General features: G+C 47.2%; 25 protein-coding genes. 4 read left to right on the plus strand and 21 right to left on the minus strand.

Annotated elements, in window-relative coordinates; all coding sequences use genetic code 11:
- The first annotated feature begins 263 nt into the window (after positions 1 to 263).
- The gene (locus tag NG796_RS11720; RefSeq protein ID WP_261206876.1) at positions 264 to 1019 is read left to right on the plus strand and encodes a Uma2 family endonuclease; all 756 of its coding nucleotides are present in this window, start codon (positions 264 to 266) and stop codon (positions 1017 to 1019) included.
- Between the two features lie 188 nt (positions 1020 to 1207).
- On the opposite strand, the gene NG796_RS11725 is transcribed toward NG796_RS11720, so the two are convergent.
- The 5 genes from NG796_RS11725 to apcA all read right to left on the minus strand — a co-directional run bounded on the left by NG796_RS11725 (position 1208) and on the right by apcA (position 4438).
- Entirely contained in the window at positions 1208 to 2395 is a 1188-nt protein-coding gene (locus tag NG796_RS11725) for an FtsW/RodA/SpoVE family cell cycle protein (RefSeq protein ID WP_261206877.1), read from the minus strand.
- Positions 2396 to 2532: 137 nt separating this feature from the next.
- The gene (locus NG796_RS11730; protein WP_261206879.1) at positions 2533 to 2757 is read right to left on the minus strand and encodes a hypothetical protein; all 225 of its coding nucleotides are present in this window, start codon (positions 2755 to 2757) and stop codon (positions 2533 to 2535) included.
- A gap of 194 nt (positions 2758 to 2951) precedes the next feature.
- Positions 2952 to 3155, minus strand: a complete 204-nt coding sequence (locus tag NG796_RS11735; RefSeq protein ID WP_261206881.1) for a phycobilisome linker polypeptide — start codon at positions 3153 to 3155, stop codon at positions 2952 to 2954.
- Positions 3156 to 3398: 243 nt separating this feature from the next.
- A complete protein-coding gene (apcB, locus tag NG796_RS11740) occupies positions 3399 to 3884 on the minus strand; it encodes an allophycocyanin subunit beta (RefSeq protein WP_261206883.1) in 486 nt (161 codons plus the stop codon).
- 68 nt (positions 3885 to 3952) lie between these two features.
- Positions 3953 to 4438: an allophycocyanin subunit alpha gene (apcA, locus tag NG796_RS11745; RefSeq protein ID WP_254568361.1), complete on the minus strand. Its 486-nt coding sequence runs from the start codon at positions 4436 to 4438 to the stop codon at positions 3953 to 3955.
- 510 nt (positions 4439 to 4948) lie between these two features.
- On the opposite strand from apcA, the gene NG796_RS11750 reads away from it, so the two are divergent.
- On the plus strand, positions 4949 to 5500 hold the full coding sequence (locus NG796_RS11750; RefSeq protein ID WP_261206885.1) for a Uma2 family endonuclease: 552 nt from the start codon (positions 4949 to 4951) through the stop codon (positions 5498 to 5500).
- Positions 5501 to 5851: 351 nt separating this feature from the next.
- Positions 5852 to 9343, plus strand: coding sequence for an N-6 DNA methylase (locus NG796_RS11755; RefSeq protein ID WP_261206887.1), 3492 nt, complete (start codon positions 5852 to 5854; stop codon positions 9341 to 9343).
- Positions 9344 to 9528: 185 nt separating this feature from the next.
- Here NG796_RS11755 and NG796_RS11760 read toward each other — a convergent pair whose 3' ends face one another.
- From NG796_RS11760 to NG796_RS11770, 3 genes are all read right to left on the minus strand, one after another.
- Positions 9529 to 9861 (minus strand): DUF5615 family PIN-like protein, encoded by a 333-nt coding sequence (locus NG796_RS11760; protein WP_261206888.1) that lies wholly within the window; start codon positions 9859 to 9861, stop codon positions 9529 to 9531.
- Complete coding sequence (locus NG796_RS11765) at positions 9858 to 10082, minus strand: DUF433 domain-containing protein (RefSeq protein ID WP_261206890.1); 225 nt, start codon at positions 10080 to 10082, stop codon at positions 9858 to 9860. The genes NG796_RS11760 and NG796_RS11765 overlap by 4 nt, the downstream gene beginning before the upstream one ends.
- A 484-nt stretch (positions 10083 to 10566) precedes the next feature.
- Positions 10567 to 13818, minus strand: a complete 3252-nt coding sequence (locus NG796_RS11770; protein ID WP_261206892.1) for a phycobilisome rod-core linker polypeptide — start codon at positions 13816 to 13818, stop codon at positions 10567 to 10569.
- Positions 13819 to 14257: 439 nt separating this feature from the next.
- Here NG796_RS11770 and NG796_RS11775 point away from each other — a divergent pair, with 439 nt between their 5' ends.
- Entirely contained in the window at positions 14258 to 15463 is a 1206-nt protein-coding gene (locus NG796_RS11775) for a class I SAM-dependent methyltransferase (RefSeq protein ID WP_261206894.1), read from the plus strand.
- Positions 15464 to 15706: 243 nt separating this feature from the next.
- Here the strand turns inward: NG796_RS11775 and NG796_RS11780 are convergent, their stop codons facing one another.
- The 13 genes from NG796_RS11780 to atpB form a co-directional block, all read right to left on the minus strand.
- A complete protein-coding gene (locus tag NG796_RS11780; protein WP_261206896.1) occupies positions 15707 to 16048 on the minus strand; it encodes a DUF5615 family PIN-like protein in 342 nt (113 codons plus the stop codon).
- Positions 16045 to 16278, minus strand: a complete 234-nt coding sequence (locus tag NG796_RS11785) for a DUF433 domain-containing protein (RefSeq protein ID WP_261198402.1) — start codon at positions 16276 to 16278, stop codon at positions 16045 to 16047. The genes NG796_RS11780 and NG796_RS11785 overlap by 4 nt, the downstream gene beginning before the upstream one ends.
- A 140-nt stretch (positions 16279 to 16418) precedes the next feature.
- Positions 16419 to 16694, minus strand: a complete 276-nt coding sequence (locus NG796_RS11790; protein ID WP_261206897.1) for a BrnA antitoxin family protein — start codon at positions 16692 to 16694, stop codon at positions 16419 to 16421.
- A 28-nt stretch (positions 16695 to 16722) separates the two neighbouring features.
- Complete coding sequence (locus NG796_RS11795) at positions 16723 to 17055, minus strand: BrnT family toxin (protein ID WP_261206898.1); 333 nt, start codon at positions 17053 to 17055, stop codon at positions 16723 to 16725.
- Between the two features lie 244 nt (positions 17056 to 17299).
- On the minus strand, positions 17300 to 17566 hold the full coding sequence (locus NG796_RS11800; protein WP_261206900.1) for a type II toxin-antitoxin system YafQ family toxin: 267 nt from the start codon (positions 17564 to 17566) through the stop codon (positions 17300 to 17302).
- Positions 17567 to 17571: 5 nt separating this feature from the next.
- Entirely contained in the window at positions 17572 to 17778 is a 207-nt protein-coding gene (locus tag NG796_RS11805) for a hypothetical protein (RefSeq protein ID WP_261206902.1), read from the minus strand.
- A gap of 131 nt (positions 17779 to 17909) precedes the next feature.
- A complete protein-coding gene (locus tag NG796_RS11810; RefSeq protein WP_261206904.1) occupies positions 17910 to 18866 on the minus strand; it encodes a F0F1 ATP synthase subunit gamma in 957 nt (318 codons plus the stop codon).
- Positions 18867 to 18980: 114 nt separating this feature from the next.
- Complete coding sequence (atpA, locus tag NG796_RS11815; RefSeq protein WP_261206906.1) at positions 18981 to 20498, minus strand: F0F1 ATP synthase subunit alpha; 1518 nt, start codon at positions 20496 to 20498, stop codon at positions 18981 to 18983.
- A 106-nt stretch (positions 20499 to 20604) separates the two neighbouring features.
- A complete protein-coding gene (gene atpH / locus NG796_RS11820) occupies positions 20605 to 21156 on the minus strand; it encodes an ATP synthase F1 subunit delta (RefSeq protein WP_261206908.1) in 552 nt (183 codons plus the stop codon).
- Positions 21153 to 21692, minus strand: a complete 540-nt coding sequence (locus NG796_RS11825; protein ID WP_044196552.1) for a F0F1 ATP synthase subunit B — start codon at positions 21690 to 21692, stop codon at positions 21153 to 21155. Before NG796_RS11825 ends, atpH begins: the two co-directional genes overlap by 4 nt.
- Before the next feature lie 113 nt (positions 21693 to 21805).
- Positions 21806 to 22294 (minus strand): F0F1 ATP synthase subunit B', encoded by a 489-nt coding sequence (locus NG796_RS11830; RefSeq protein ID WP_261206909.1) that lies wholly within the window; start codon positions 22292 to 22294, stop codon positions 21806 to 21808.
- Between the two features lie 123 nt (positions 22295 to 22417).
- Complete coding sequence (atpE, locus tag NG796_RS11835) at positions 22418 to 22663, minus strand: ATP synthase F0 subunit C (protein WP_015147562.1); 246 nt, start codon at positions 22661 to 22663, stop codon at positions 22418 to 22420.
- Between the two features lie 103 nt (positions 22664 to 22766).
- Entirely contained in the window at positions 22767 to 23522 is a 756-nt protein-coding gene (gene atpB / locus NG796_RS11840; RefSeq protein WP_261206911.1) for a F0F1 ATP synthase subunit A, read from the minus strand.
- Between the last annotated feature and the right edge of the window lie 5 nt (positions 23523 to 23527).

Below are 23527 nucleotides of genomic sequence, written 5' to 3' on the forward strand. Positions count from 1 at the left end.
CGAATAATAGGACTAACTTGGCAAAAAACGTTTTCTATCCGAATTATCTCGAATAATCTTGGTATTTATTCATATAATTTAGTGTGAAAAATTACTTTTTTAAAAGGATAAAAAGTTTTATATCTATTATTTAAATCCAAATTTATTAAATAAAATACTCCTGCATCATGAGTCGATATGGAGTTGGTGCAGGATGCGATCGCCTCATACCATCCGCTACAATAAAACGAAATCCCCTATCAACCATCATCCGAGGTTGCATAATGTCTGTTCTACCTCAAACCTCAGTTTTTGAGATAAAAATTACCTGGCCTAAACTCCCAGAAGACTTTGTACTCCCAGACGACCCCGTGGAAAATTTAGAACATCCTTTATTAGCAAATGCCCTCCGTCACTCTTTGACTCCGGAGTTATGCCAAGATGCCTTAATTTCGTCGAACTTTGCACTATGTGCTGGCATTAATAACCGCCCCATCTGCAAGGCCCCGGATTGGATGTACATTCGTCCCGTTGCACCTTGGTCCAGTCCTGAACCCCGTCGCAGCTACACTCCCCACACCGAAGGACCCATTCCCCTCATGGTTATGGAATTCCTATCGGATACTTATGGGGAAGAATACTCAATGGAAGTTCAAAACCGCATCGGCAAATGGTACTTTTATGAACAAATTATTAAAGTACCCATTTATGCAATATTTCATCCTACGACTGCTCTTTTAGAACTATACGCTTTAGAATCCAACCGATATCAAAGGCAGATGCCCGATGCTAATGGTTTCTATTGGATTCCCGGACTAGAGCTATTTTTAGGAGTCTGGCAGGGAACCCGTGACAACCGCACAGGCAATTGGTTGCGCTGGTGGAATGCCAACGGTGAACTCTTGCGATGGCCCGAGGAACTGGCTGAAACTGAACGCCAACGAGCGGAAACCGAGAGCCAACGGGCTGAAACTGAACGCCAACGGGCTGAAAAACTAGCGCAACGGTTGCGTGAGTTGGGAGTAGATCCGGATAGTTAACGGAGTGGAGGGGCGTGAAGAATCAGCGATCGCCCCTCCTATTTTTCCCATCCTTTGTTTTCAACCCTCCTCAAGCAACAGTACAGAAAGTGCTTAAGACAAGAAACCGGGTTTCTAGCCCAGATTTGTTGCCAAGTACCAGAGATTTTGTGAAGAAACCCGGTTTCTAACCTTTACTGCACCCAACCCTAACGCTTTCTACGTCCTCTGCCAAAGCGCGATCGCCGCTTATCCGCCAACGACACCACCTCTCCGGTACTACTTTCCCTTGCCACCCGAATCAAAATCCCTGCACACATCAAACTAGCAATCATCGAACTCCCCCCATAACTAAACAGCGGCAGCGGTAAACCCGTCGTCGGCAGCGCACCCGTCGCCACCCCAATATTCAGCAGGGACTGTCCAATCATCACCACCATCACCCCGATCGCCACCAACTGCTGCACAATTTCCCGAGTCTTGTACGCCACCAACAATGCCACTGTGGCATAACTCCCCAACAGCAGCATCAGGACCATACTGCCTATAAATCCAAACTCCTCAGCATACACGGCAAAAATAAAATCCGTATATTGAATCGGCAAATACAGCAACTTTTGTTGGGACAAACCATACCCCGTCCCCAAAGTTCCCCCGGACCCTACCGCTAACAAGCTTTGAATTAACTGGTATCCATCTCCAAAGCGATCGGCCCAAGGATTTAAAAACGACATCACTCTTCGTCGTTGATATTCCTTAATGCTAATACTCAACACCGCCAGGAGAAAACCCGCGAATGCCGTACTCCCCAAATAAGAAAACGGTAAACCCGACCCCAACGCAATTAACCAAATCGTCATCCCACATAGGGCCGTGGTACTCAAATTCGGCTGTACCAAGATTCCCAACAGGACCGCCACGAAAATCCCCAACCAATTAATCCGGACTTGCCAAGTCAAGCGGTTCCAGTTGCCAAAAATTCGCGCCGCTTGCAAAATCAGAAACGGTTTAATTAACTCCGAAGGTTGAATCAAAGCCGGACCCAACTTTAACCACCGCGTCGCCCCGTTAACAGTGGTCCCCAATCCCGGAACAATCGTCAGCCAAATCAACCCCAGTAGGATAATCACCGCCCAATCAGAAATGCCTTGAATGTATCGCAGGGGGGTATAAACCAGGACATTAAAGCCAATTAAGCCAACCACAACCCAGATTAGTTGCCGTTTAAAATAGTAAAGCCCATCCCCAAACTCCGCATTTGCACTGGGATAGGAGGCAGAAAACAACACCGCCAACCCCACAAACAGCCAGAGGAAGGTTAACCATCTCAATAATCGAGCTTCTAAGGCCCATTCTTTGACAGCCGGATCGAAAACGGGAATCAGTAGGCGTTGCATTCAAAGCAAGTCCGATAACTACATTAAGTTTAGTTCAGTCTATTTTATGCCTTCCCGAAGGAATGAAAGCGGAAACTCATTACTACAAACTTTCCCAATCCCCCCCATCCTCCCCATCCCTTACAAGAGTAGGTTTTTTACCTCCGGTCCCCTCCCCTTGCTAAGGGGAGGGTTAGGGTGGGGTTTTCAGTGATGTGCGATCGCACGTCACGAAGAAATAGGTTGGACCCGCCTCCATACAGGCGCGATCGCCTTTTTTGAGTGCGTGACGTGGCGATCGGCAAGAGGGAACCCCACCCTAACCCTCCCCTTAGCAAGGGGAGGGGACCGGAACTGCAGTTAATATAAAGGCGAATCACCATGAACGTAAAAAACCTATCCTCCCCATCCTCCCCATCTCCCCCATCCTCCCCATCCTCCCCATCCTCCCCATCTCCCTCATCTCCCCCATCCTCCCCATCCTCCCCATCTTCCAGAAATGAAAAAAGAGGCCCTAAAGACCTCTTTTTATAATCATTAAAGCTGTAAGTGCTTTCTGTAGTGATGTCAGTAAGAATTAAGATAGGCCGGTGTTCATACCGGGTTTGCCAGTAGCAAGCTGAACTTTGATGATTTTGCCACCCATTTTCATAATCCGTTGCTGTTCTTTAAACCAGTTGTCATAAGGAACCAGCTTGGTGAAGTAGGTATTTTGTAATTCCCGCTGGGTGCGAATCCGGCTTTGGCTTGGCACGCAAGCCGTCACTTTGAACATTCTCATGGGCTTCTTGCTCCTGTTTCGTTGGAAAAAATTTGTATCTGAACAAAACTATCTTAATTGAAGCCAGGGAGTCCAGAGTCAATACTAGCTCGTTAAAACTCATCGAAATCTGTTCTCAAGCCTTTGACGAGCTAACACTCACTCTTGACTTCCCTGTCCTCAAAACTAGGTTGAGTTAATCGAGCGTTGTGCGAGTTAGGGATGATTTTTCAATCGCTACTCTACAAGCTCTGCACTCACCATTTAGCTCAAGCCAGAGCAGATGTAGTCGAAGTAGACGCCCATTTCTTTACCGGCATCAGGACCTACCAAACCGGCGGTCACTTCTTTCATGGCTTGGATTGCTTGCACGGTTGCACCGATCGGCACACCCAAGGAGTTGTAGGTTTCTTTCAAGCCATTGAGCACGCGCTCGTCGAGGATGGAGGGGTCAGCCGCCAGCATCGCATAGGTGGCATAACGGAGGTAGTAGTCGAGGTCACGAATGCAGGCTGCATAGCGACGGGTGGTGTACATATTACCACCGGGACGGGTTACATCCGAGTACAGCAGGGACTTGGCAACGGCTTCCTTAACGATGGTGGCTGCATTGGCGCTGATAGCGGTTGCAGCACGAACGCGGAGTTCGCCGGTTTGGAAGTAGCCCTTGAGTTTGTCAAGAGCGGAGTTGTCTAGGTACTTACCTTGGACGTCAGAGGAATTGATAACAGCAGTAATTGCGTCTTGCATCTTTTATGTTTCCTTAAACTGCGCGATCTGTGATTATTTACCTTAAACGAATGGAGTAGAGAACAGCTCTACTGCATCGCACCGATAACGTAGTCGAAGTAGGAGCCAGCTTCGGCTGCATCTTCAGCAGACAGTAAGGAAGCAGCTACGTTCTTCATGGCACGGATGCCTTCTGCAACGCCTTCAATCGGGGTGCCGAGAGATTTGTACATTTCACGAACACCGACAATTCCGATTTCTTCGATCGGGGTGACGTCGCCAGCAACGATTCCGTAGCTGATCAGACGCAGGTAGTAGTCCAAGTCGCGCAGGCAGGTGGCGGTCATTTCTTCACCGTAGGCGTTGCCACCGGGAGAAACAACGTCAGGACGCTTTTGGAACAGTTGATCGCCAGCTTGCTTGACGATACGCTCGCGGGATTCGCTCATGATTTGGGCGATGCGAACGCGGCGCTCACCAGTGGTGACGAAAGACTTGATCCGATCTAATTCGCCGGGGCTAAGGTAGCGAGCCTCAGCATCTGCATTCACGATGGACTTCGTGACGATACTCATTAACTACTTCCTCCAACAATGAGAGTGTGTATCCAGATATATAAGATATTAATCTGGGTTTTGCAAGACCTTTCTCGGGATTTTGTGTCTTTAGGTTTTTTTACTCAGTGATGGGGTTTGAGTCCCTTTCTCCTGAGTTACCCCACTTCTCCCTAGCAGTATTCTAGGGGAATGTGGTTCACAAAAAAACTTTTGACTTCGACTGGATTTTGCAAATACGGATATTTTGCATCATCACGTTTACATTCGCACTCCTTACTTAATATTTTGTAACAATTTTCCTCAGTTAAAGGGGGTGGGACCCCTATTTTTCGCCCGGTAGCCCCACCCTCTCAAGTTAATAATTGGTAATTAGGTAAATTATTGTAATTTAGGCGCTAAAATTGCGTATCTGTAATTTAAGCGGTAGGACCTCCCAGAATGTGATGGGTCGCCGAAGAAGGTTAAAATGGTGGTAGAGTTTCCAACCCACCCAAACGGGTGTCTTGTAGCTTACCCAATAGACCCCTAATGATTGCCATTCCCCACTACATCAGCCCCAGCGACTATCTGGCCCTCGATCGTCAAAACCCCATCCGCCACGAATACCGACAGGGTTTGGTTTACGCCATGACCGGAGGGACCGATCGCCATTCACGGATTGCAATAAACCTCCTGAGTGAGATTGATCGACACCTTGGTAACTCACCCAGTCGCTTCTACGGCAGCACTGTAAAAGTCAACTACAAGGATGAGTTTTATTACTATCCCGATGCTTTCGTAACCTGTGACCCGCGCGATCGCCAAGACCGCTATATTAAACGCTATCCCAAATTCATCGCCGAAGTCCTTTCAAGCAGTACCGAAGCCTTTGACCAGGACCTCAAATTCACCGACTACCAAAACCTTGATAGTCTGGAAGAATATGTTCTCATTTCCCAAGACAGCCAGCGCGTTGAATGCCGTCGCCGCATCGCTGCCGATACTTGGGAAACTACGATTTATGAGGCGGGCGATCGCATCACCCTCACCAGCCTTGACCTTGAATTTTCCCTTGAACGACTCTATCGGGGTCTGGATTAACCCTCAAACTCTGATGCTAACTCACTTGCACAGATGCAGGTTCAAATACGCTGTTTGGTGAAAGGATGGGTAAATCTAGCGCAATAGCGCCAAAGTTGGTAAGAACAGCGATGCCTCTGGAGGAATGATGACAGATCCGGCAACGGCTAGTTTGATCGATCTCTTGCTCAAGCCTTCACCCAAGAATGTATTATGGAGGGATTGCCCGAGCAACCACCCGGATAACCTGGACTACAAAAACTGGTCCGTCTACTGCAAATCTTTAAATTTGGGGTTCGCCGTGTCACCCACCGCTTTTTCCCACCTCCCCCAGCCAACACCTGTTTTCTATGGACTCATTCAATTTACCCCATGAAACTCGCTGATATCCTTAAGGACTCAAATTACAAGCCGTCACAATTTACGCCGGATGAAATTGAGCAATTGGAACAAAGTATTACTCTCAAGACAACGAAAAGCGGTGAGGTTCCCTACACAATTTGCTTAGTCCGACAGAAATCAATCAAGCTCACGCCAGAGGAAGCAATTCGTCAGCTATATTTACGGGTGCTAACTGATCGCCTGCATTATCCCCTTAGCCGTATTCAGGTGGAATATGGGGTGAATTTTGGGCGGGAGGTGAAGCGGGCAGATCTTGTGGTGATGGACAAAGATCGTCCTAACACGGCGTATATGGTGGTGGAGGTCAAGAAGCCGAAGCTGAAGGATGGGAAAGATCAACTTCGCTCGTATTGCAACGCGACGGGTGCGCCGATCGCTGTTTGGACGAATGGCGAGCAAATTTCCTATTACCAACGCAAAGACCCGAACTATTTTGAAGATATTCCCGATTTGCCAAATGTTAATCAAACTTTGGCAGATATTCTACAAATCAAGTTCACCCTACAAGATCTGATCGACAATGACAAGTTGGTGAAGGAGAATAAATCACTCAAAACCTTGATTGAGGAAATGGAAGATGAGGTTTTGGCGAATGCTGGGGTGGATGTATTTGAGGAGTTGTTTAAGCTGATTTTTACGAAACTTTATGATGAGTGGTATTCGGGTCAAGGCAACAGGCGATCCACTCGTTCGCTGGAGTTTCGCAATACGGGGCAAACGGAAGGGGCGCTGAAAACGAAGATTCAGGATCTGTTCGATAAAGCTAAGAAAAAATGGGAAGGGGTGTTTAGTGACGATGCTAAGATTAGCCTCACGCCGTCGCATTTATCGGTGTGTGTGTCGTCGTTGGAGAATGTGAAGCTATTTAACTCTAACCTTGATGTGATTGATGAAGCCTTTGAATATTTGATTAACCAAAGCAGCAAGGGCGACAAAGGGCAATATTTCACGCCGCGCTATGTGATTGATATGTGTGTGAAAATGCTCAATCCCCAAGAGGATGAGTACATGATCGACACAGCGGCAGGGTCATCGGGGTTTCCGGTGCATACGATTTTCTATGTGTGGCGGCAGATTTTAGAGGATGAAGGGTTACAAGCGAGTCATTTATTTTCCTTAGAAGATAAGCCGCCCCGATGCAAAGAGTATGTGGAAGACAAGGTGTTTGCCATCGATTTTGATGAAAAGGCAGTGCGGGTGGCGCGGACGCTGAATCTGATTGCGGGGGATGGGCAAACGAATGTGTTGCACCTGAACACGCTGGATTATGAATTGTGGGATGAGGTCACGGGGCAGGAGGAGTGGAATGATGTTTACCATGAGGGTTTCAGGCGACTGAAAAAACTAAGACCGAAGGGTCTTAAAGACTATCGAGAGTTTCAGTTTGATGTGTTGATGGCGAATCCGCCCTTTGCGGGAGATATCAAAGAACCGCGCATGATTGCCCGCTATGACCTGGCGAAAAAGCCGGATGGCAAGTGGCAAACTAAGGTGGGGCGCGATATTTTGTTTATTGAACGAAATCTGGACTTTTTGAAGCCGGGGGGCAGGATGGCGATCGTGCTTCCCCAGGGGCGATTTAATAATTCTTCTGATAAGAATATTCGTGATTTTATTGCGGAACGTTGTCGGATTTTGGCGGTGGTGGGGCTACATGGCAATACGTTTAAGCCGCACACCGGAACGAAAACTTCGGTGTTGTTTGTGCAGAAGTGGAATGATGACCGGAAGGCGGGGGCACTGTGTCCGCGCCGGGATGATTACAATATCTTTTTTGCGACGATGCAAAAGTTAGGGAAGGATAATTCGGGGGATAAGATCTATGTGAAAAAAACTGATGAATCGGGTGATTTTCTCTGGGATCACCATAAGCATCGGATTGTGGATCATGATTTGTTTAATCATGACCGCCTGACGGAAGACGGGATTGCAGAGGCATTTATTGAGTTTGCGAAAAAAGAGAAGCTCAGTTTTTTTGAACCCGGCCCATCTGTTAAACCGTTTGATGCTGACAAGTATCAGCGGTTAATAGATGGGCTTGAAATCGCAGAAGTTAAATATCAGAAAGTTATGCAAGAAAGCTATTCTTCTAGGATAGATAGCACGTTTTTTCATAAGGAGTTCTTAAAATCTATTCTCAATGATACAGAATCTTGGGAACTCAGGGAAATCTGTCAAATCAGAAGCGGTACAACACCACCTGATAGAGACGAAAACCTAAAAGAAGGAATAATACTCCTCAAAACTAATGACATCCGAAATAATGTTTTAACGAATAACAATATAGAAAATTATTTTTTCATTGATGAAGCCATTAACATCCGTATGAAAAATACACAACTTCAAACAGAAGATGTGTTGATAAATATTGTTGGTGCTACAACCGATGTTATTGGGCGTGCAGCTTTTGTATCTGGCAATTTTCCCAAGGCTAATATTACTCAAGCAATGAGTTTCTTAAGGATTAAGGATAGAAAATATGTCGATCCGTGTTATTTATTTGTATTCTTAAGCTGTTTTTATGGAAACCAGCAGGTTAGGAGAATTGCTAGACCAACAGGTCAATATAACATGAATCTTGTGGAAGTTAGCTCTATAAAATTGCCTGTTGTAACTTTTGACTTCCAGAAAAAGATTAGAGGTGGGGTTACTAGATCTAAAGCTTTACTTGAGAGTTCCAAAAGAATCTATTCTGAAGCTGAAGATTTACTGTTGGCGGAGCTTGGCTTGGAGGACTGGCAACCGACTGAAGAAACCGTTGCGGTCAAGAGTTTTACGGAGTCGTTTCTGTCCTCCGGTCGCCTCGATGCTGAGTATTACCAGCCAAAACAGCAAAAAGTCATGGCAATCATGCGTCAGTCCGGTCTTTGTATTGATGATGTTGTCTCACTCGCAAAGCGCAAATTTCATCCCGAACAACAAGGCGCGTTTAATTACATTGAAATTGGCAATCTCAGCGGAGAAGGTTTTGCTAGTAGTGAAGTAGTACCAATAGAAGAAGCCCCCAGTCGAGCGCAATGGATTGTCAAAACTAACGATGTAATTACGTCAACCGTTCGCCCGATTCGCAGACTTTCAGCCCTGATTGAACCAGAGCAAAATAACTACATTTGTTCTTCTGGTTTTGCTGTTCTCAAACCAACCAAAATAGAGCCAGAAGTTTTACTGGTTTATTTGCGATCGCCCATTGTGTGTGAAATCCTGGATCTTCATACTACGGCTAGTATGTATCCGTCAATTTCAACTGAGGATCTGTTGAATATTCCGATTACTCTACCGAAAGAATCTACTCGTCAGAAAATCACAGAAAAGGTCAGAGCATCTCGCAAAGCGCGGGAGCAATCCAAACAACTGCTAGAAATTGCTAAAACAGGAGTAGAACAAGCGATAGAGCAGGATGAAGCAACAGCAACCGCTTGGATTAATCAGCAGCTTGAAATCTTGGGGGTTGAATTGACATGAGGACCACGAAAGCAAGACAGAAAAAAGTTTATCCTTAACACCCTACGGCAGCGGGTCGGACGCTTGGTTCGTAGTTCTGATTTAATCAAGAGAACTAGGAATTTGTCTCGTATATGGATTTCGGAGATAGCTGATATTTGGGGGAAATGAATAATGATTAAGCGCTAATTTTTGATTTTTATTGGTTAATAGAAGGTCAATATTCCAAGGCAAGAGTCGTTTGTTAACGTTTTGATGTCCGCTTCGTGAGATCGCAAAATTGATTCAATTTCTGATGTAGAACAGTTCCCCCGACGTATCCAAATCACTTTGGGTGGAAATCCTTTCAGCATGAGTAATTCGTTATAATCGCTATCTTTGGTGGCAATGATAAAATCATGGCATCGGGCATAATCCCAAACCGTTTGATCGTCGGCCTGGTCTAGGCCAATGGTGGAAACGTGAGTTGATTCAGGAAATAGATCCGCCAGTCGCTGTACCAATCGAGGGGAGAGATTGTGATCAAATAGCAGTTTCATACTTGCACCTGTAAGGTTTGGTGTTCGCGCTCGGCGGCATAGCTCAGGCAAGCCAAGATATCTTCTTGGGTAAGATAGGGAAAGTCATCCAGGATTTCTTGGTAGGTCATGCCAGAGGCTAAATAAGACAGCACATCATAAACGGTGATTCGCATTCCACGAATACAGGGTTTACCACTGCGTTTGCCCGGTTCTAGGGTGATGCGATCGCTATAGTTCATTGTTTGGACCTCTTTTTCAATTTTTTCAATAATTAGTGACTTTGATTTTGCCGGTAACGACATCATCTCAAGGCAATAACCAATGTACTCATTATGGCTGACGATGGGCAGTTTGCGATCGGCCTCGGTGGTCTAACAGCGGCGATGAAACCCAGCGCCGCGCGGATAGAACCAGGGATTATGGGCGATCGGCCTCGGTGGTCTAATAGCCGCGATGAAATTCCAGATAGAGAGCATCCCGCCATACTGGGAGAGTCGCCACCTGCGGGGTTTCCAAGCCATGCAGATAATCAGTCGCTGAGGAAAAAGCCGCCCGGGGGAAGTGGAGCCACCGTCATTATCGCCCACCCCCGGCAACGACCTGCGATCGGCCCAACCCATCAAAAAACCCAGTCTGTCATCCAGACTGGGTTATCTAACTCTTGTCAAGAAGAGATAAATCTAATCAAACCTATCTCCCCTCAAAAATTGCATCTCCTCAAAACTAGGCACGAGGATAAGGCACCACATTCTCGCCAAAATAGCGATTATATTCCGCACCTTCTACCAATGCCGTTACCGCTGCGGCTAAACCGCTTTCATTCAGTAATTGCTCAGACTCAGCCACTTCAGGGGTTGCAGGAGTGCGCCCCAAGAGGTGACGGCAGAGTAATTCAGCCGCTTTTAAACTCGGATAAGGCTTGACAAACCGAGCTTCGTAGGCTTCAGAACTTGCCAACTGACCCACAAACTGACGGACCGAAATTTCACCGCGAATCAGTTGTGCTTCGGCGTGATTCAGGCGGAATTCTGCGGGAATTTCTTCACTGTAGATATCCATCACCTGACGATAGATCGCATCGATCGCACTTTCCATTTCAGCCGGGTCTTTCTGCTCAGTCACGCGATAAATCCGCGCCACTTTGCTTGCCGTAGACCGTTGCGGCATCACACCACTCACGGACCGTCCCACTTGCACCACATCCAATTTATGTGCTGCTTGGGATGCCATTGCACTCGCCATTAGCGGGCCTTTGGTCGGGTCCATCGTGGAGTTCACTGGATCAAAACTTGGTACAACCAAGTCTTTATTCTGCTTCGTTAACTGGTTATACAGCTTCTCTGTATTCGGGAAGTTCGCCGCAGGCAGGGTCGGGAAGCGACGATAAGGAACCGTATCCTCGTTAAACGCTTGCAGATACTCCATACTGTTGACCATTGCCGAGATAAATCCTCGGATCCCTTGGGTCGCCAGAATTTGGTTATACTTGCGAATTTCCGGCTGATTCAACGGTGCACGACCTAAGAAATGCTTGGTTCCCAGTTCGATCACCTTGGTGTTTGGATAGGGAGTATAGAATTCCTTGACATACAGCTTAGAATTCCCCAGTCCTTCAATAAACTCCTTCACGGTGATTTCGCCGTTCCGCAGTTTGCTTTCAATGACGCTGAACTCGTTCTTGATCACATAAGGATTCAAGTCGCGCTCGAAAATTTGACGGTAAGCCGCTTGAATGACCGCTTGTGCTTCCACCGGAGTGCGGTTGGTAAGCTTGAACACTTTGGTTTGTTCGCGGCGTTTGCCAACCCCTTGGCCGATGCGGTTTTCGATTTCCGGGATTGAGCGATCGGGAACGGTGCCGAGTTCGATAAAGCGCGAGGTTTCGTCTTTCTCGACTTTCAGGTTCTTGTCGCCAATCGTGCCAACTCGGAGCGATCGCAACGCTTGACCACCCGGAGTCAGATAGCGCTCATAAGGAATCGTATCTTCCCCAAAGGCTTCCTCGTACTCCTTACTATCGATAAGCGCATCAATCAAAGCATAGAAGCCTTTCTTGGAGCAAATATCAAAGTAAGCATTCATTTCCTGGCGTCCGTAGGTCGGGCGACCTAACAAACGGCGGTGAATGTATTCGATCGCCTTACAAACATAAAGCGAACTCCAATACAGATTCCGGAACACATCAGACTTCGCCAGAGCCCGGATAAACTCGCGCAGAGTAATATCCCCGTTTTCCAGCTTGATTTCGTCTAACTTCAGCCGTTGAGCATCATAGACATCCCGGCCAAACACTTGGCGATAGGCTGCCGTAATCACCCCTTGAGTCGAACTCTCCGAGTATTTAACACTCACCCCTTGCACGGGTTTGACCCCACCGCGCTGACCATACCGTTTCTGTCCACTGGGGATTTGATCCAGTTTGATCGCCTTCGCACCCAGAGAACCCGGAGACATACCCCGCGCTGCTGGATTGCTGAGTTGATTGTTGATGCCAGGACCGCGATGAATCAGGATCCGGCGAGTGTCTTTGCCAAACGGTGCCGGACGGTTTTTCGGATTGCGGGTTTCTTTCGGGAAGATCGCCCCAAACTGGATTTCCAGAGGGTCATTCCCCACACCATAAGCGTGTTGATCCGGCAGAGGCCGATTGTAGTCCGCAAACAGGGTGATAAATTGAGGAACCTTGCGGAACGGTGCACTGTAATTAAACAGGTCAAACTGAGGTCCCCAGTTTCGGCACTCTTGGGCTTCTTGGCCCAAACCGCGCAGGTAGGGTACAGTTTCCTCGCCGAAATAATCAGAATATTCCTGAGAATCGACTAGGGCGTTCACCAAAGCGGCTAAACCCCCTTGGGACACGATCGCAAAGTATTTGTTAAACTCCTCGCGAGAACTCAGAGCACGTCCGAGGAAATGACGGTGCGCCAATTCCACCACACGGCTGTTGACAAACTTTTCATAAAACTGCTGCCGATACAGGGGTGACAGACCCAAGCGCCGGATAAACTCTTTCATCGAGATGGTCCCGTTCTTGACCTGAGATTCCAGGTAAGAGACGCTCAAGCTGTAGGCGCGAGTAATATCCCGCTCAAAAACTTGCCGATAGGCAGCTTTGATCACCTCTTCTTTTTCCGAGGACGAGAGTCCCGTCTTCATGACGAACTTCTGACGACGTTCGGAAGCGAGGAAGTAGATTTGCGGCAATTGCAAACCTTGTTTGTCACTGCTGCCGGTTTGACGGACTTTATCCGAAGGCGTCGGGGCTTTGAATTCGGTAATCAAAACCTCGAAATATTCGCTGATTAAGGTCCGGCTGGCTTCATCCTGCTTGAAGTAGCCCAAGGAGGCTGCCTTCATTTCTTGCAATGCAACCAGGGTTGCCGAAGAAGAACAGGCACGTTCAATGATTTCCCGCAAACCGCGCACGTTCACCGAAATGATGTTCGGGTCTCCAGCGACCATTGCGTATGTCAGGTAACGCAGGAACCAGCTCAAATCTCGCAGGGATTTGGTCATGTTTCCTGGACCGTACCGAGCAATATTAATCGGTTGGAATCCGGCGGGGGTTGGGCCGCTAGAGGAACTGAAAATGTTCCGTAAGCCTTCTAAGAACCCACCTTTGCTTTCCACATAGGTGGTGGTTCCCAGCATCATGCCCTGTTTGACGTCTTGATTCGCACCGATGGGGGCTTTTACCACCATTGGTTCTTTCGGTCTTTCCAAGAACGCCATCGGCGATCCACCCGTGAAAATCCGGTTGGCGGCACGGGATACGATCAGTTCTGAATTTTTGGTCAGAACTTCAGCAATCTCCAGCCGTTTGGTTCCAGATTGGAAAAATGTCTGGAGTTCAGTCAGTTCGCTTTTTCCCGGAAAGCGGTCTTGTTGTTCCGCTTGGGAAATGGTCGCAACGGGGACGGTTTGATAGAGTTGCGGACGTGCAACTGAGCTTCCACCACTTGCCTTTACAGTCATCTGATTTCAAAAGCTCCCAATAGAATTATCATTTTGTGGCATCAATGGGTTTAGATGCCGGTTTAAACTGCCACACTGAGTCAGGATGAAGGATTGACATCGATAAGGGGGTCCTTAATGTTGACTTCCTCCCGAAGGCTTTCCCATGTCCTTTAACCCACTATCGGGGGTTTACTTTGACATAGTTTTTAGCTTAAAACGATTCGGTATCACCCCCTCTTATGTTAAGAATTATGTAGAACTTTGACCCAGTGGCTATCGTGCCATCATATTGGATTGCGGCACCTAACTGAGAAAAAAGATAAGTTTTGTTACGTTCTGAATTGTAAACTATAAATTGGTAATTTCAAACCTGGGATTTGTTACAGGTTAGGGGGCTTGGCGATCGCCTTTGCCCCTGTTGTGTTTCTGTCCATCATCCATCCACCATCTTGCGATTATGCCAAACTCTGAAGAGATTACTGCTGCGGTTAGACAACTTTATGATACCTATCCGTTTCCCCCAGAAGCCCTCCTAGATGAACCGCCTCCGGGGTACAATTGGCGCTGGACTTGGCCTGCGGCTTATGCATTCTGTACCGGGCGCAAACCAGCAACTCAGGCGGTGCGGATTTTGGATGCGGGATGCGGGACGGGTGTGGGAACGGAATATTTGGTGCATCTGAACCCGGAGGCGCAGATTACCGGGATTGATTTAAGTGGGGGGGCTTTAGAGGTAGCCCGCGATCGCTGTCGGCGTTCTGGGGCCTCTCGGGTGGAGTTCCATCATCTCAGTATTTATGATGTAGCGCAACTGGAAGGGGAATTTGACCACATTAATTGTGTGGGGGTGTTGCATCACCTCCCGGATCCAATTCGGGGGATTCAGGCATTAGCGACGAAGTTGGCCCCTGGGGGAATTATGCATATTTTTGTATATGCGGAGTTAGGACGCTGGGAAATTCAACTCATGCAACAGGCGATCGGGCTATTGCAAGGGGAGAAATCCGGCGACTATCAAGAAGGGGTAAAAATTGGGCGGAAAGTGTTTGCGGCATTACCGGAAAATAACCGTTTAGTGAAGCGGGAAAAAGAACGGTGGGCGATGGAAAATCACCGGGATGCCAATTTTGCGGATATGTATCTGCATCCCCAAGAGATTGACTATAACATCGATACGTTGTTTGAGTTGATTGATGCGTCGGGGTTAGAGTTTTTGGGGTTCTCGAATCCGGACTATTGGAATATCGAGCGGTTGTTAGGTCAGGATTCGGAGTTGATGGGAGAGGCGCAAAAGTTAGGCGATCGGGCCCGATATCGACTCATTGAACTCCTAGATCCAGAAATCACCCATTACGAGTTTTTCCTCGCCCGTCCTCCCCTAGTTAAAATGGACTGGGAGAATGAGCAAGCCTTGTTAAAAGCGATTCCCGAAGTGAGTCTCTGTTTACAAGGATGGCCCTCACAACATTTATTTGATTACAACTATCAACTCGTGACTTTATCCGAAGATGAGTTTGAGTTTATGAAAGGCTGTGATGCCAATTCCCAGGAAGGGGAGGGAACGAAAACCGTTGAAGAGATTTTAGTAGGAGGGCAATTGGATTTAGAGGGAGTGAGAAGTCTGCAAAAACGGCAACTGATTTTACTGAGTCCCGCAGATTAAAGCGGGCTACTCCGGTCCCCTCCCCTTGGCAAGGGGAGGGTTAGGGTGGGGTTCTTCTCTGTGCTCGCAGCCTCCAACCTGGGGCTATACAAACAACGCGCGCTACTCCGGTCCCCTCCCCTTGGCAAGGGTAGGGTTAGGGTGGGGTTCTTCCCTGCGCCCGGTCCCCGCAGCGTCAAGCCTGAGGCTATACGAACAAAGCCCGCCTGCGCAGGCTAAATTTGGGCATGATTGCTCGTTCCTCTAAGGAGTATTAGTAATTTCTACAATCATTTCTCCTTGGCGTAACTGCTCTAACGCATCCGGCAAAGTAGCCATCAACAATTGCCGCAAGTTGCGGTTAGTGACATTGCCACAAGTTAGCCACAAAATTTGAGGAGGCGATCCTAAACGACATACCAAGTCGATGAAATCACTATCTTTTGTCATAATTACCACATTTTCGGCTCTTGCGGCTTCAAAAATTTCCATATCTTGAGCATCCCGAAGCCCTAAATCCCGCAATGCACTCGCTTCCAAACCCAAGGTTTTTGTCAGCCAATTTGCCAGAGTGGGCGGCAGTTGAGCATCGATCCAAATCTTCATGCCGTTAGTCTAGGAAAATCAGTGCGTCTTGCAGCAAATAGCAGACACGCTTGAATATCTGCGAGTTCCAAATCCGGAAAATCTTCTAAAACTTCAGTAATGCTAACATTTTCCGCTAACATTTCTAAAATATCGGTAACTCGAATTCGCATCCCTCTAATACAGGGACGACCCCCACATTGACCCGGAGTTTGAGTAATCCGGTTTAGCAAGTCATTCGTTAAGTTCATAATCCGTTTTTGTGCTTAATCAGTCATTAGGTTCTGGGATTAATTAGAGCATAGCATCACCCACTCAACCTTTGAACCTTTAAAAAACCCGGGTTGAGAGATTTTGATAGAAACTTGGTTTCTGAATCCAAGCCAAGAGACTATTGCTGGGCTTCCATATATGATCGCAATAAATGATTAATCTCCGTCTGATAACCGTGACCTTGAGATTTAAACCACTCCAAAACATCACTATCAATGTTTAAAGTGACTTGAGTTTTCGTCTGAGAATTAGGTGAACTTCGCCTCACTACTGCCTTAGCAACCATTTCGGGCGTAATTTCTGGACAGTCAGAAAAATCAATTTCTTCATCAGTCATCCGGTCTAGCCGGTTCCAGTCAGTTTGAGAGTTGCTCGAAGTAAATTTGTTGTTCATATTTAGTAGCTTTTCTCGCAGAAATAATTCAAATACATTCTTCTTGTTCTGTATGGACAACAGCGATCACTCGCCCTTGCAACAAACCAAAAGTCACCAACCTTTGCTCTCCATAATTGAATCGTTCATCTTCAACCGTTAGGATATTTCCATCAAAAATAATGGAAACATCAATAAAATCAATGCCATGTTTACGGAGGTTCGTAAGACGTTTAGTTTCATCCCATTCAAATTCCATGCCTTGATTGTTACTACATATTGTAATTAAATTTTGCCAAAAATTCATATTAACAGAATCAAAGGCCGAAGTTTCCACCCCTGCTGCGAAGATGACTGAGGGTGAATATGCGATCGCCCTCATACCCTGACTCAGTGATGACTACCGCAATTTTTGGCAACTGCTCGCGATTGGGTGACAACTATCCTGACTGTGGTTGCACAATTTGAAAGGATAGGGGGCGATTCTCGTTCCCAGACGCTTCGCGATCGCAACAAACTCCTGTGAGACAAAACCTCTCTCAAAGGCTCTCTCCCAATCAAGCTAATCTGTTATCTGCCATTCCAACCGGGTTAAACGAGATTTAATAAGCCCAGTTTCTGAGCGCTTAATACACCTCATCATGGCTGCCAATATCAACAAATACCGCCCTTTCATCTTCGGTAAAATAGAATAATACCCTCTCATCATACTCCACACTAAAACTCCATAATTCTTTTAACTTAACCGACAGTTTGTGCGTTTTTAAACTAGGCTCAAATGGATCAATAATGAACAGTTCTAATTTTTGCCAAAACCTTGCCTCTAAATCTGGAGTGCTTTTAATCTTCTTTTTAAAAGCGCGTTTGAAGGCAGAACTGAAACTAACTTCCATGATGATTATTCAAGCAATTCTTTCAATTGATTAATCTGGCTAGAAAATGTAAGTTTTCCTTGCTTTTCTTCCTGCTTGGCTAATTGAAAATTCTCATAAATCTGGTCCCGCGACTCCTCCCGAAGGTACTGCTGTAACAACAGGGAAATTTCTCTTTTTTCATCTGTAGAAAGACTCTTGATGACATCAACTACATCATTAAATCTCATCATTCACTAAGCCTCATGATGCTGAACCGCCTTTAATGATATCCCATTTTGCTATAAACTAGCCCACACCCCCCCACAAAAAAAACGCCTGAGCGAACTCAGACGCATAAAAAGGATGAATTGTCAAGCAGAATTTAACGTTGCATTCCGGCTGCACCACCGACCACTTCCAGGATTTCCTGGGTGATGGCGGCTTGACGTGCTTTGTTGTAAGTCAAGGTTAATGTCTCCATGAGTTCGCTGGCGTTTTCGCTGGCGTTGTTCATGGCAGTCATTCTGGCGGCTAGTTCGCTGGCGGCTGCTTCTTGCAAGGCACGCAATAACTGGTTATTCAGATATAGCGGTAACAAGGCTTCCAAAATTTGAGCCGGGTCTTGCTCGAAAATCATGTCCCGAGGGAAGGCTTCCGGCGCAGCAGTCGTAGCGACTTTTTCGCGCTGGACGTCGAAGGAACCGCCTTTACTGGTAAGGCGGAAGACTTCATCGTCTGGCACTTCTAAGCCTTGGCGATCGAGGGGTAACAGGGTTTGCACCACGGGTTTGGAACTGATTAAAGACACAAATTTGGTGTAAATCAATTCCACGCGATCGACGCTTTCCGAGAGGAATAACGAGAGCACTTCATCTGCAATTTCTGAGGCTTCTGTTGCCGTCGGAATCTGTTCTAAGCCGATGTAGGAGGCGTCGATGGGGCAGTTGCGTCGGCTGAAGTATTGATTGGCTTTGCGTCCGACAATCACCAATTTATAATCGAACCCTTCGGCTTGGATTTCTTTAATCCGCGCTTCGGCACGTTTGATGATGTTGTTATTGTAGCCGCCACACAAACCCCGATCGCCTGTGACAACGAGCAATCCTACGGTACTCACTTCGCGCTGTTTCAACAAGGGCAGGTCCACATCTTCAAACCGCAAACGAGTTTGCAATCCGAACAGGACCTGGGCCAAGCGATCGGCAAAGGGGCGAGTTCCGAGAACTTGTGCTTGTGCGCGACGCACCTTAGCTGCTGCCACGAGGCGCATGGCTTCGGTGATTTTTTTCGTGTTTTTTACTGACTGGATGCGATCGCGAATCGCCTTTAGATTTGCCATAATCCCAAATCAAGAATCAAGAATTTAAAATTAAACCTAATGCATGAAGAATTGAGAATGAAGAATCTAAGAAACCTTCCATTCTTCATTCCCAATTCTTCTCAAGTGTCGGTCCTACAGAGTAGCCATGAAAGACTGAGTGAATTCGGCGATCGCCTCTTTCAACAAGGTTTCAGCTTCATCGGTCAATTGCTTGCTGCTTTGAACGATTTCGCCATACTTCGCCTTGCTGGTCCGCATATACTCACGCAGACCTTTGGTAAAGTCGGTGATTTTTTCCACCGGCACTTTATCCAAATAGCCATTAATCCCAGCGTAAATAATCGCAACTTGCTCACTCACCGGCAAGGGCGAATATTGATTTTGTTTTAACAGTTCACGCAGGCGCTGACCCCGGGCCAATTGTTGCTGGGTGGAGGCATCCAAGTCCGAGGCGAACTGAGCAAATGCTTCGAGTTCAGCAAACTGAGCTAATTCTAACTTCACTTTACCGGCCACTTTTTTCATGGCTTTGGTTTGTGCAGCCGAACCCACCCGGGACACGGAAATACCGGCGTTCACTGCCGGACGTAAACCGGAGTTGAACAAGTCAGAAGATAAGAAGATCTGACCATCGGTAATCGAAATTACGTTGGTCGGAATGTAGGCGGAAACGTCACCGGCTTGGGTTTCGATGATCGGTAACGCCGTCATGCTGCCTTCGCCCATTTCGCTGCTGAGTTTAGCGGCGCGTTCCAATAAGCGAGAGTGGAGGTAAAACACATCCCCAGGATAGGCTTCACGTCCGGGGGGACGACGTAGCAGCAAGGACATTTGACGATAGGCTTGGGCTTGTTTGGACAAGTCATCGTAAATGACCAGGGTGTGCTTGCCTTTATACATGAAGTATTCAGCAATGCTGGCACCAGTATAAGGGGCGAGGTATTGCAGGGTTGCCGGTTCGTTGGCGTTAGAAGTAACGACAACGGTATAATCCATCGCGCCTTTTTCTTGGAGGGTGGCGACGACTTGAGAAACCGTGGAGGCTTTTTGACCGATCGCGACGTACACGCAGATCACGTCTTCACCCTTCTGGTTGATGATCGTGTCAACGGCGATCGTGGTTTTCCCGGTTTGACGGTCACCAATGATTAACTCACGTTGTCCCCGTCCGATGGGAATCATGGAGTCAATAGCCGTAATCCCGGTTTGCATCGGTTCGTACACGGAACGACGCTCAATGATACCAGGGGCTTGAGATTCCAGCAAGCGGCTTTCCGTGGTGTTGATGTCGCCTTTGCCGTCGATGGGACGACCCAAAGCATCCACAACCCGGCCAATCATCGCTTCTCCCACGGGGACCTGAGCAATTTTGCCGGTGGAAGTCACAGAAGATCCTTCTTGGATATCGTGACCATCACCCATTAACACCGCACCCACGTTATCTTCTTCTAAGTTGAGGGCGATACCAACGGTGCCATCTTGGAATTCTAAAAGTTCGCCGGACATGGCTTTCTCCAAACCATAAATCCGTGCAATTCCGTCTCCAACTTGGAGAACCGTACCCACGTTAGAGACTTTAACATCTGTATCGTAGGACTCGATTTGCTGGCGAATAATATTGCTAATTTCGTCGGGTCTGATGCTGATCATCTCAGTTTTTGTTAGGGGTTGCTGGGTAGTTTTTTCTGTAGGGTTTAGGGAGTCTCAGTTTTTGAATCTTTCCCGAGTTTCTATGTCCCTAATGATTTTCTGTGGGTTAGCTGTTGCTGCCTAACCGAACACCAATCCGCCGCAGTTGTCCGCGTAAGCTGGCATCGAGGACTTGCGAACCGACTTTAATCACGACACCACCAATTAAGTCAGCATCGATTTTCGTTTCAAGTTCGACTTGTTGGGCGGAGGTAATTTCTTTGACCTTATTCCGAACGCCTTCCTGTTGTGCTTCATTCAACGGTACTGCGGAGGTCACCTCAGCGAGTACGGTTTGATTGAGCTTGCGCAGGAGCATCAGGTAATAGCTGGCAATTCCTTCGATGAAGGGAATGCGTCTGCGGTCAATCAGCAACATTAAAAAGTTGCGGGTGTAGGGTTGAACGGAATCGCCTAAAATTTGGCCGAGGGCATTTTTTTTGTCCGATTCTTTGATAATCGGACTGCCAATAAATTGACCCAAATCGGGAGATTCTTTGAGTAAGTTCAGGATGCCTCGCATATCCTCGCCAATTTGTTCGGTGAGGTTATGCTCTTGCGCCAAGGACATCAGGGCTTGAGCGTAAGGTTCAAAAACTTCTGACTGGATGATACTCATCGATTGCCTCCGAGCATCGCAATACTGTTATCAATGAGTTGCTGCTGTTTGCCTTCGTCGAGTTGGCTTTTGAGTTGACTTTCAACTCGTTCTAATGCCATTGTTGCCACTCGTTGGCGTAATTCAGCCATTGCCCGTTCTTTAGCGGCGTTGAGGTCTTGTCCGGCTTCTGCTCTCAAGCGTTCTAAATCTTTTTGAGCTTGGGCGGCAATTTGTTGTCTTTCAACGGTGGCGCGTTCTTGGGCTTGGGCTTTGATGTTTTCAGCTTCAGCTTGAGCTTGGGCTAGTTTCTGCTGTTGGTCAGACAGTTTTGCGGCTGCATCTTTCTGACGTTTTTCAGCTTCTTTAATGGCCGATTCGATTTTGGCGCGGCGTTCGGTTAGAATGTTTCCTAAAACTTTCCGACCGAAGTAGAACAGCACGCCAATGACGATCGCCAAGTTAACAACGTTGGTTTCAAAAAAGTCTAAGTTAAGACCGAAACCTCCTTCTGCTGCTCCTTCTGCATGAGAAGCGAGCAACCAAAAAGTTCCCAGAATCATAAGATGGATAACTTCCTTTACTTAATGCCGTCGTGCGTTAGATTCGTTAGAATGTTTTTACTGTTTAGAGGAAAAGTTTGATATAATGCTTTGCCTCTAATATCCCTCTAACTCTTGACTAAGTTGGTGCCGACGAGTTTTTCGAGAATCTGGCGACTTAAGGCATCGACTTGCTGTTCTAAGGAGCTCATCGCTTCTTGCTTTTGCTGCTCGATTTCTCGTTGAGCTTGCTCTCGTTGAGCTTGACTTTCTCGCTGGGCTTCGGCGATTTGGTCCGCTGCGGTTTTCTGGGCTTCTGCTTGCGCCTGAGCAATAATCTCTTGCGCTTTTTTCCGACTTTGGGCTAGTTCTTGTTCGTATTGCCGTGCCAAGGTTTCTGCTTTCGACAGGCGTTCTTTAGCGCTGAGTTCGCTGGTCCGAACATACTCGTTGCGATCGTCGATCGCCTTGCCGAGAGGCTTATAAAAGATCGCGTTTAAAACTACCGCCAAAATTATGAATTGCAGCGCCATGATCGGTAAGGTGGCGTCAAAATCAAATAGCCCACCTTCCTTTGCCGCTGTTTCAGCGGCTAGTAAGATCGTCCATTGAATCATAGTAAATCAGCCGCTATTGCTTTCGGGGGTTGAACGGGATGGAAATTGAAATAACAGCGCCCGGTTGTAGAGAGGTGATTATCCTATCCCCTCTCTACACCTGGCAGCACCGCTTTAATCTTCTTAGGCGAAGGGGTTAGCAAACAGCAACACGAGTGCGACCACCAAGCCGTAAATCGTGAGTGCTTCCATGAATGCCAAGCTCAACAGTAATGTCCCCCGAATTTTTCCTTCTGCTTCTGGTTGACGGGCAATCCCTTCTACTGCTTGTCCTGCGGCATTACCTTGACCGATACCAGGGCCGATCGCAGCCAAACCAACAGCAAGGGCAGCAGCGATAACGGAAGCAGCAGCAATTAATGGATCCATGATTGGTTGTTTCCTTTAGTACAAAATGAACGATTTACAGAATGAACGAACTCAGATTTTGGCGGTTCGATCGCGCTCAAAATCTAACTATCAAATCCTAATTTTAGTCGTGATGTTCTTCGCCGTGGCCTTCCATCGCTTCACCGATGTAGACCGCCGCTAAGGTGGCGAAAATCAGGGCTTGGATCGCACTGGTGAATAGTCCCAAAATCATCACCGGAAGGGGGATAAATAAGGGTACCAACAACACGAAAACCCCCACCACTAACTCATCTGCCAAGATGTTTCCAAATAGACGGAAACTCAGGGAGAGAGGCTTGGTAAAATCTTCCAGAATGTTGATCGGCAATAGGATTGGCGTTGGCTGAATGTATTTAGAAAAATACCCCAACCCGCGCTTGCGTAATCCGGCGTAGAAATAAGCCAAAGATGTCAGCAAGGCCAGTGCTACAGTGGTGTTGATATCACTGGTCGGTGCAGCTAATTCGCCGCCCGGAATGTGAATCAGCTTCCAAGGCACCAACGCTCCAGACCAGTTGCTCACAAAGATGAACAGAAATAATGTGCCAACAAAGGGCACCCAAGGCCGATATTCTTTCTCTCCGATTTGGCCTTTGGCTAAGTCTCTAATAAACTCCAGGGCATATTCCATAAAGTTTTGAATACCACCGGGGATCCGTTGGATGTTCCGAGTGGCTGCCAAGGAGGTGACAACTAGCAATCCCATCACAAACCAGGAAGTTAAGACAACCTGACCGTGAAGTTTGAGACCGCCAACTTGCCAATAGAAGTGCTTGCCTACTTCCAATTCGGCGATCGGGAGCGAATTAAAGGCGTTTAAAACCTCTAGCATATCCATTAAGC

The organism is Laspinema sp. D2d, assembly GCF_025370755.1.
In the GTDB taxonomy this organism is placed as follows: domain Bacteria; phylum Cyanobacteriota; class Cyanobacteriia; order Cyanobacteriales; family Laspinemataceae; genus Laspinema.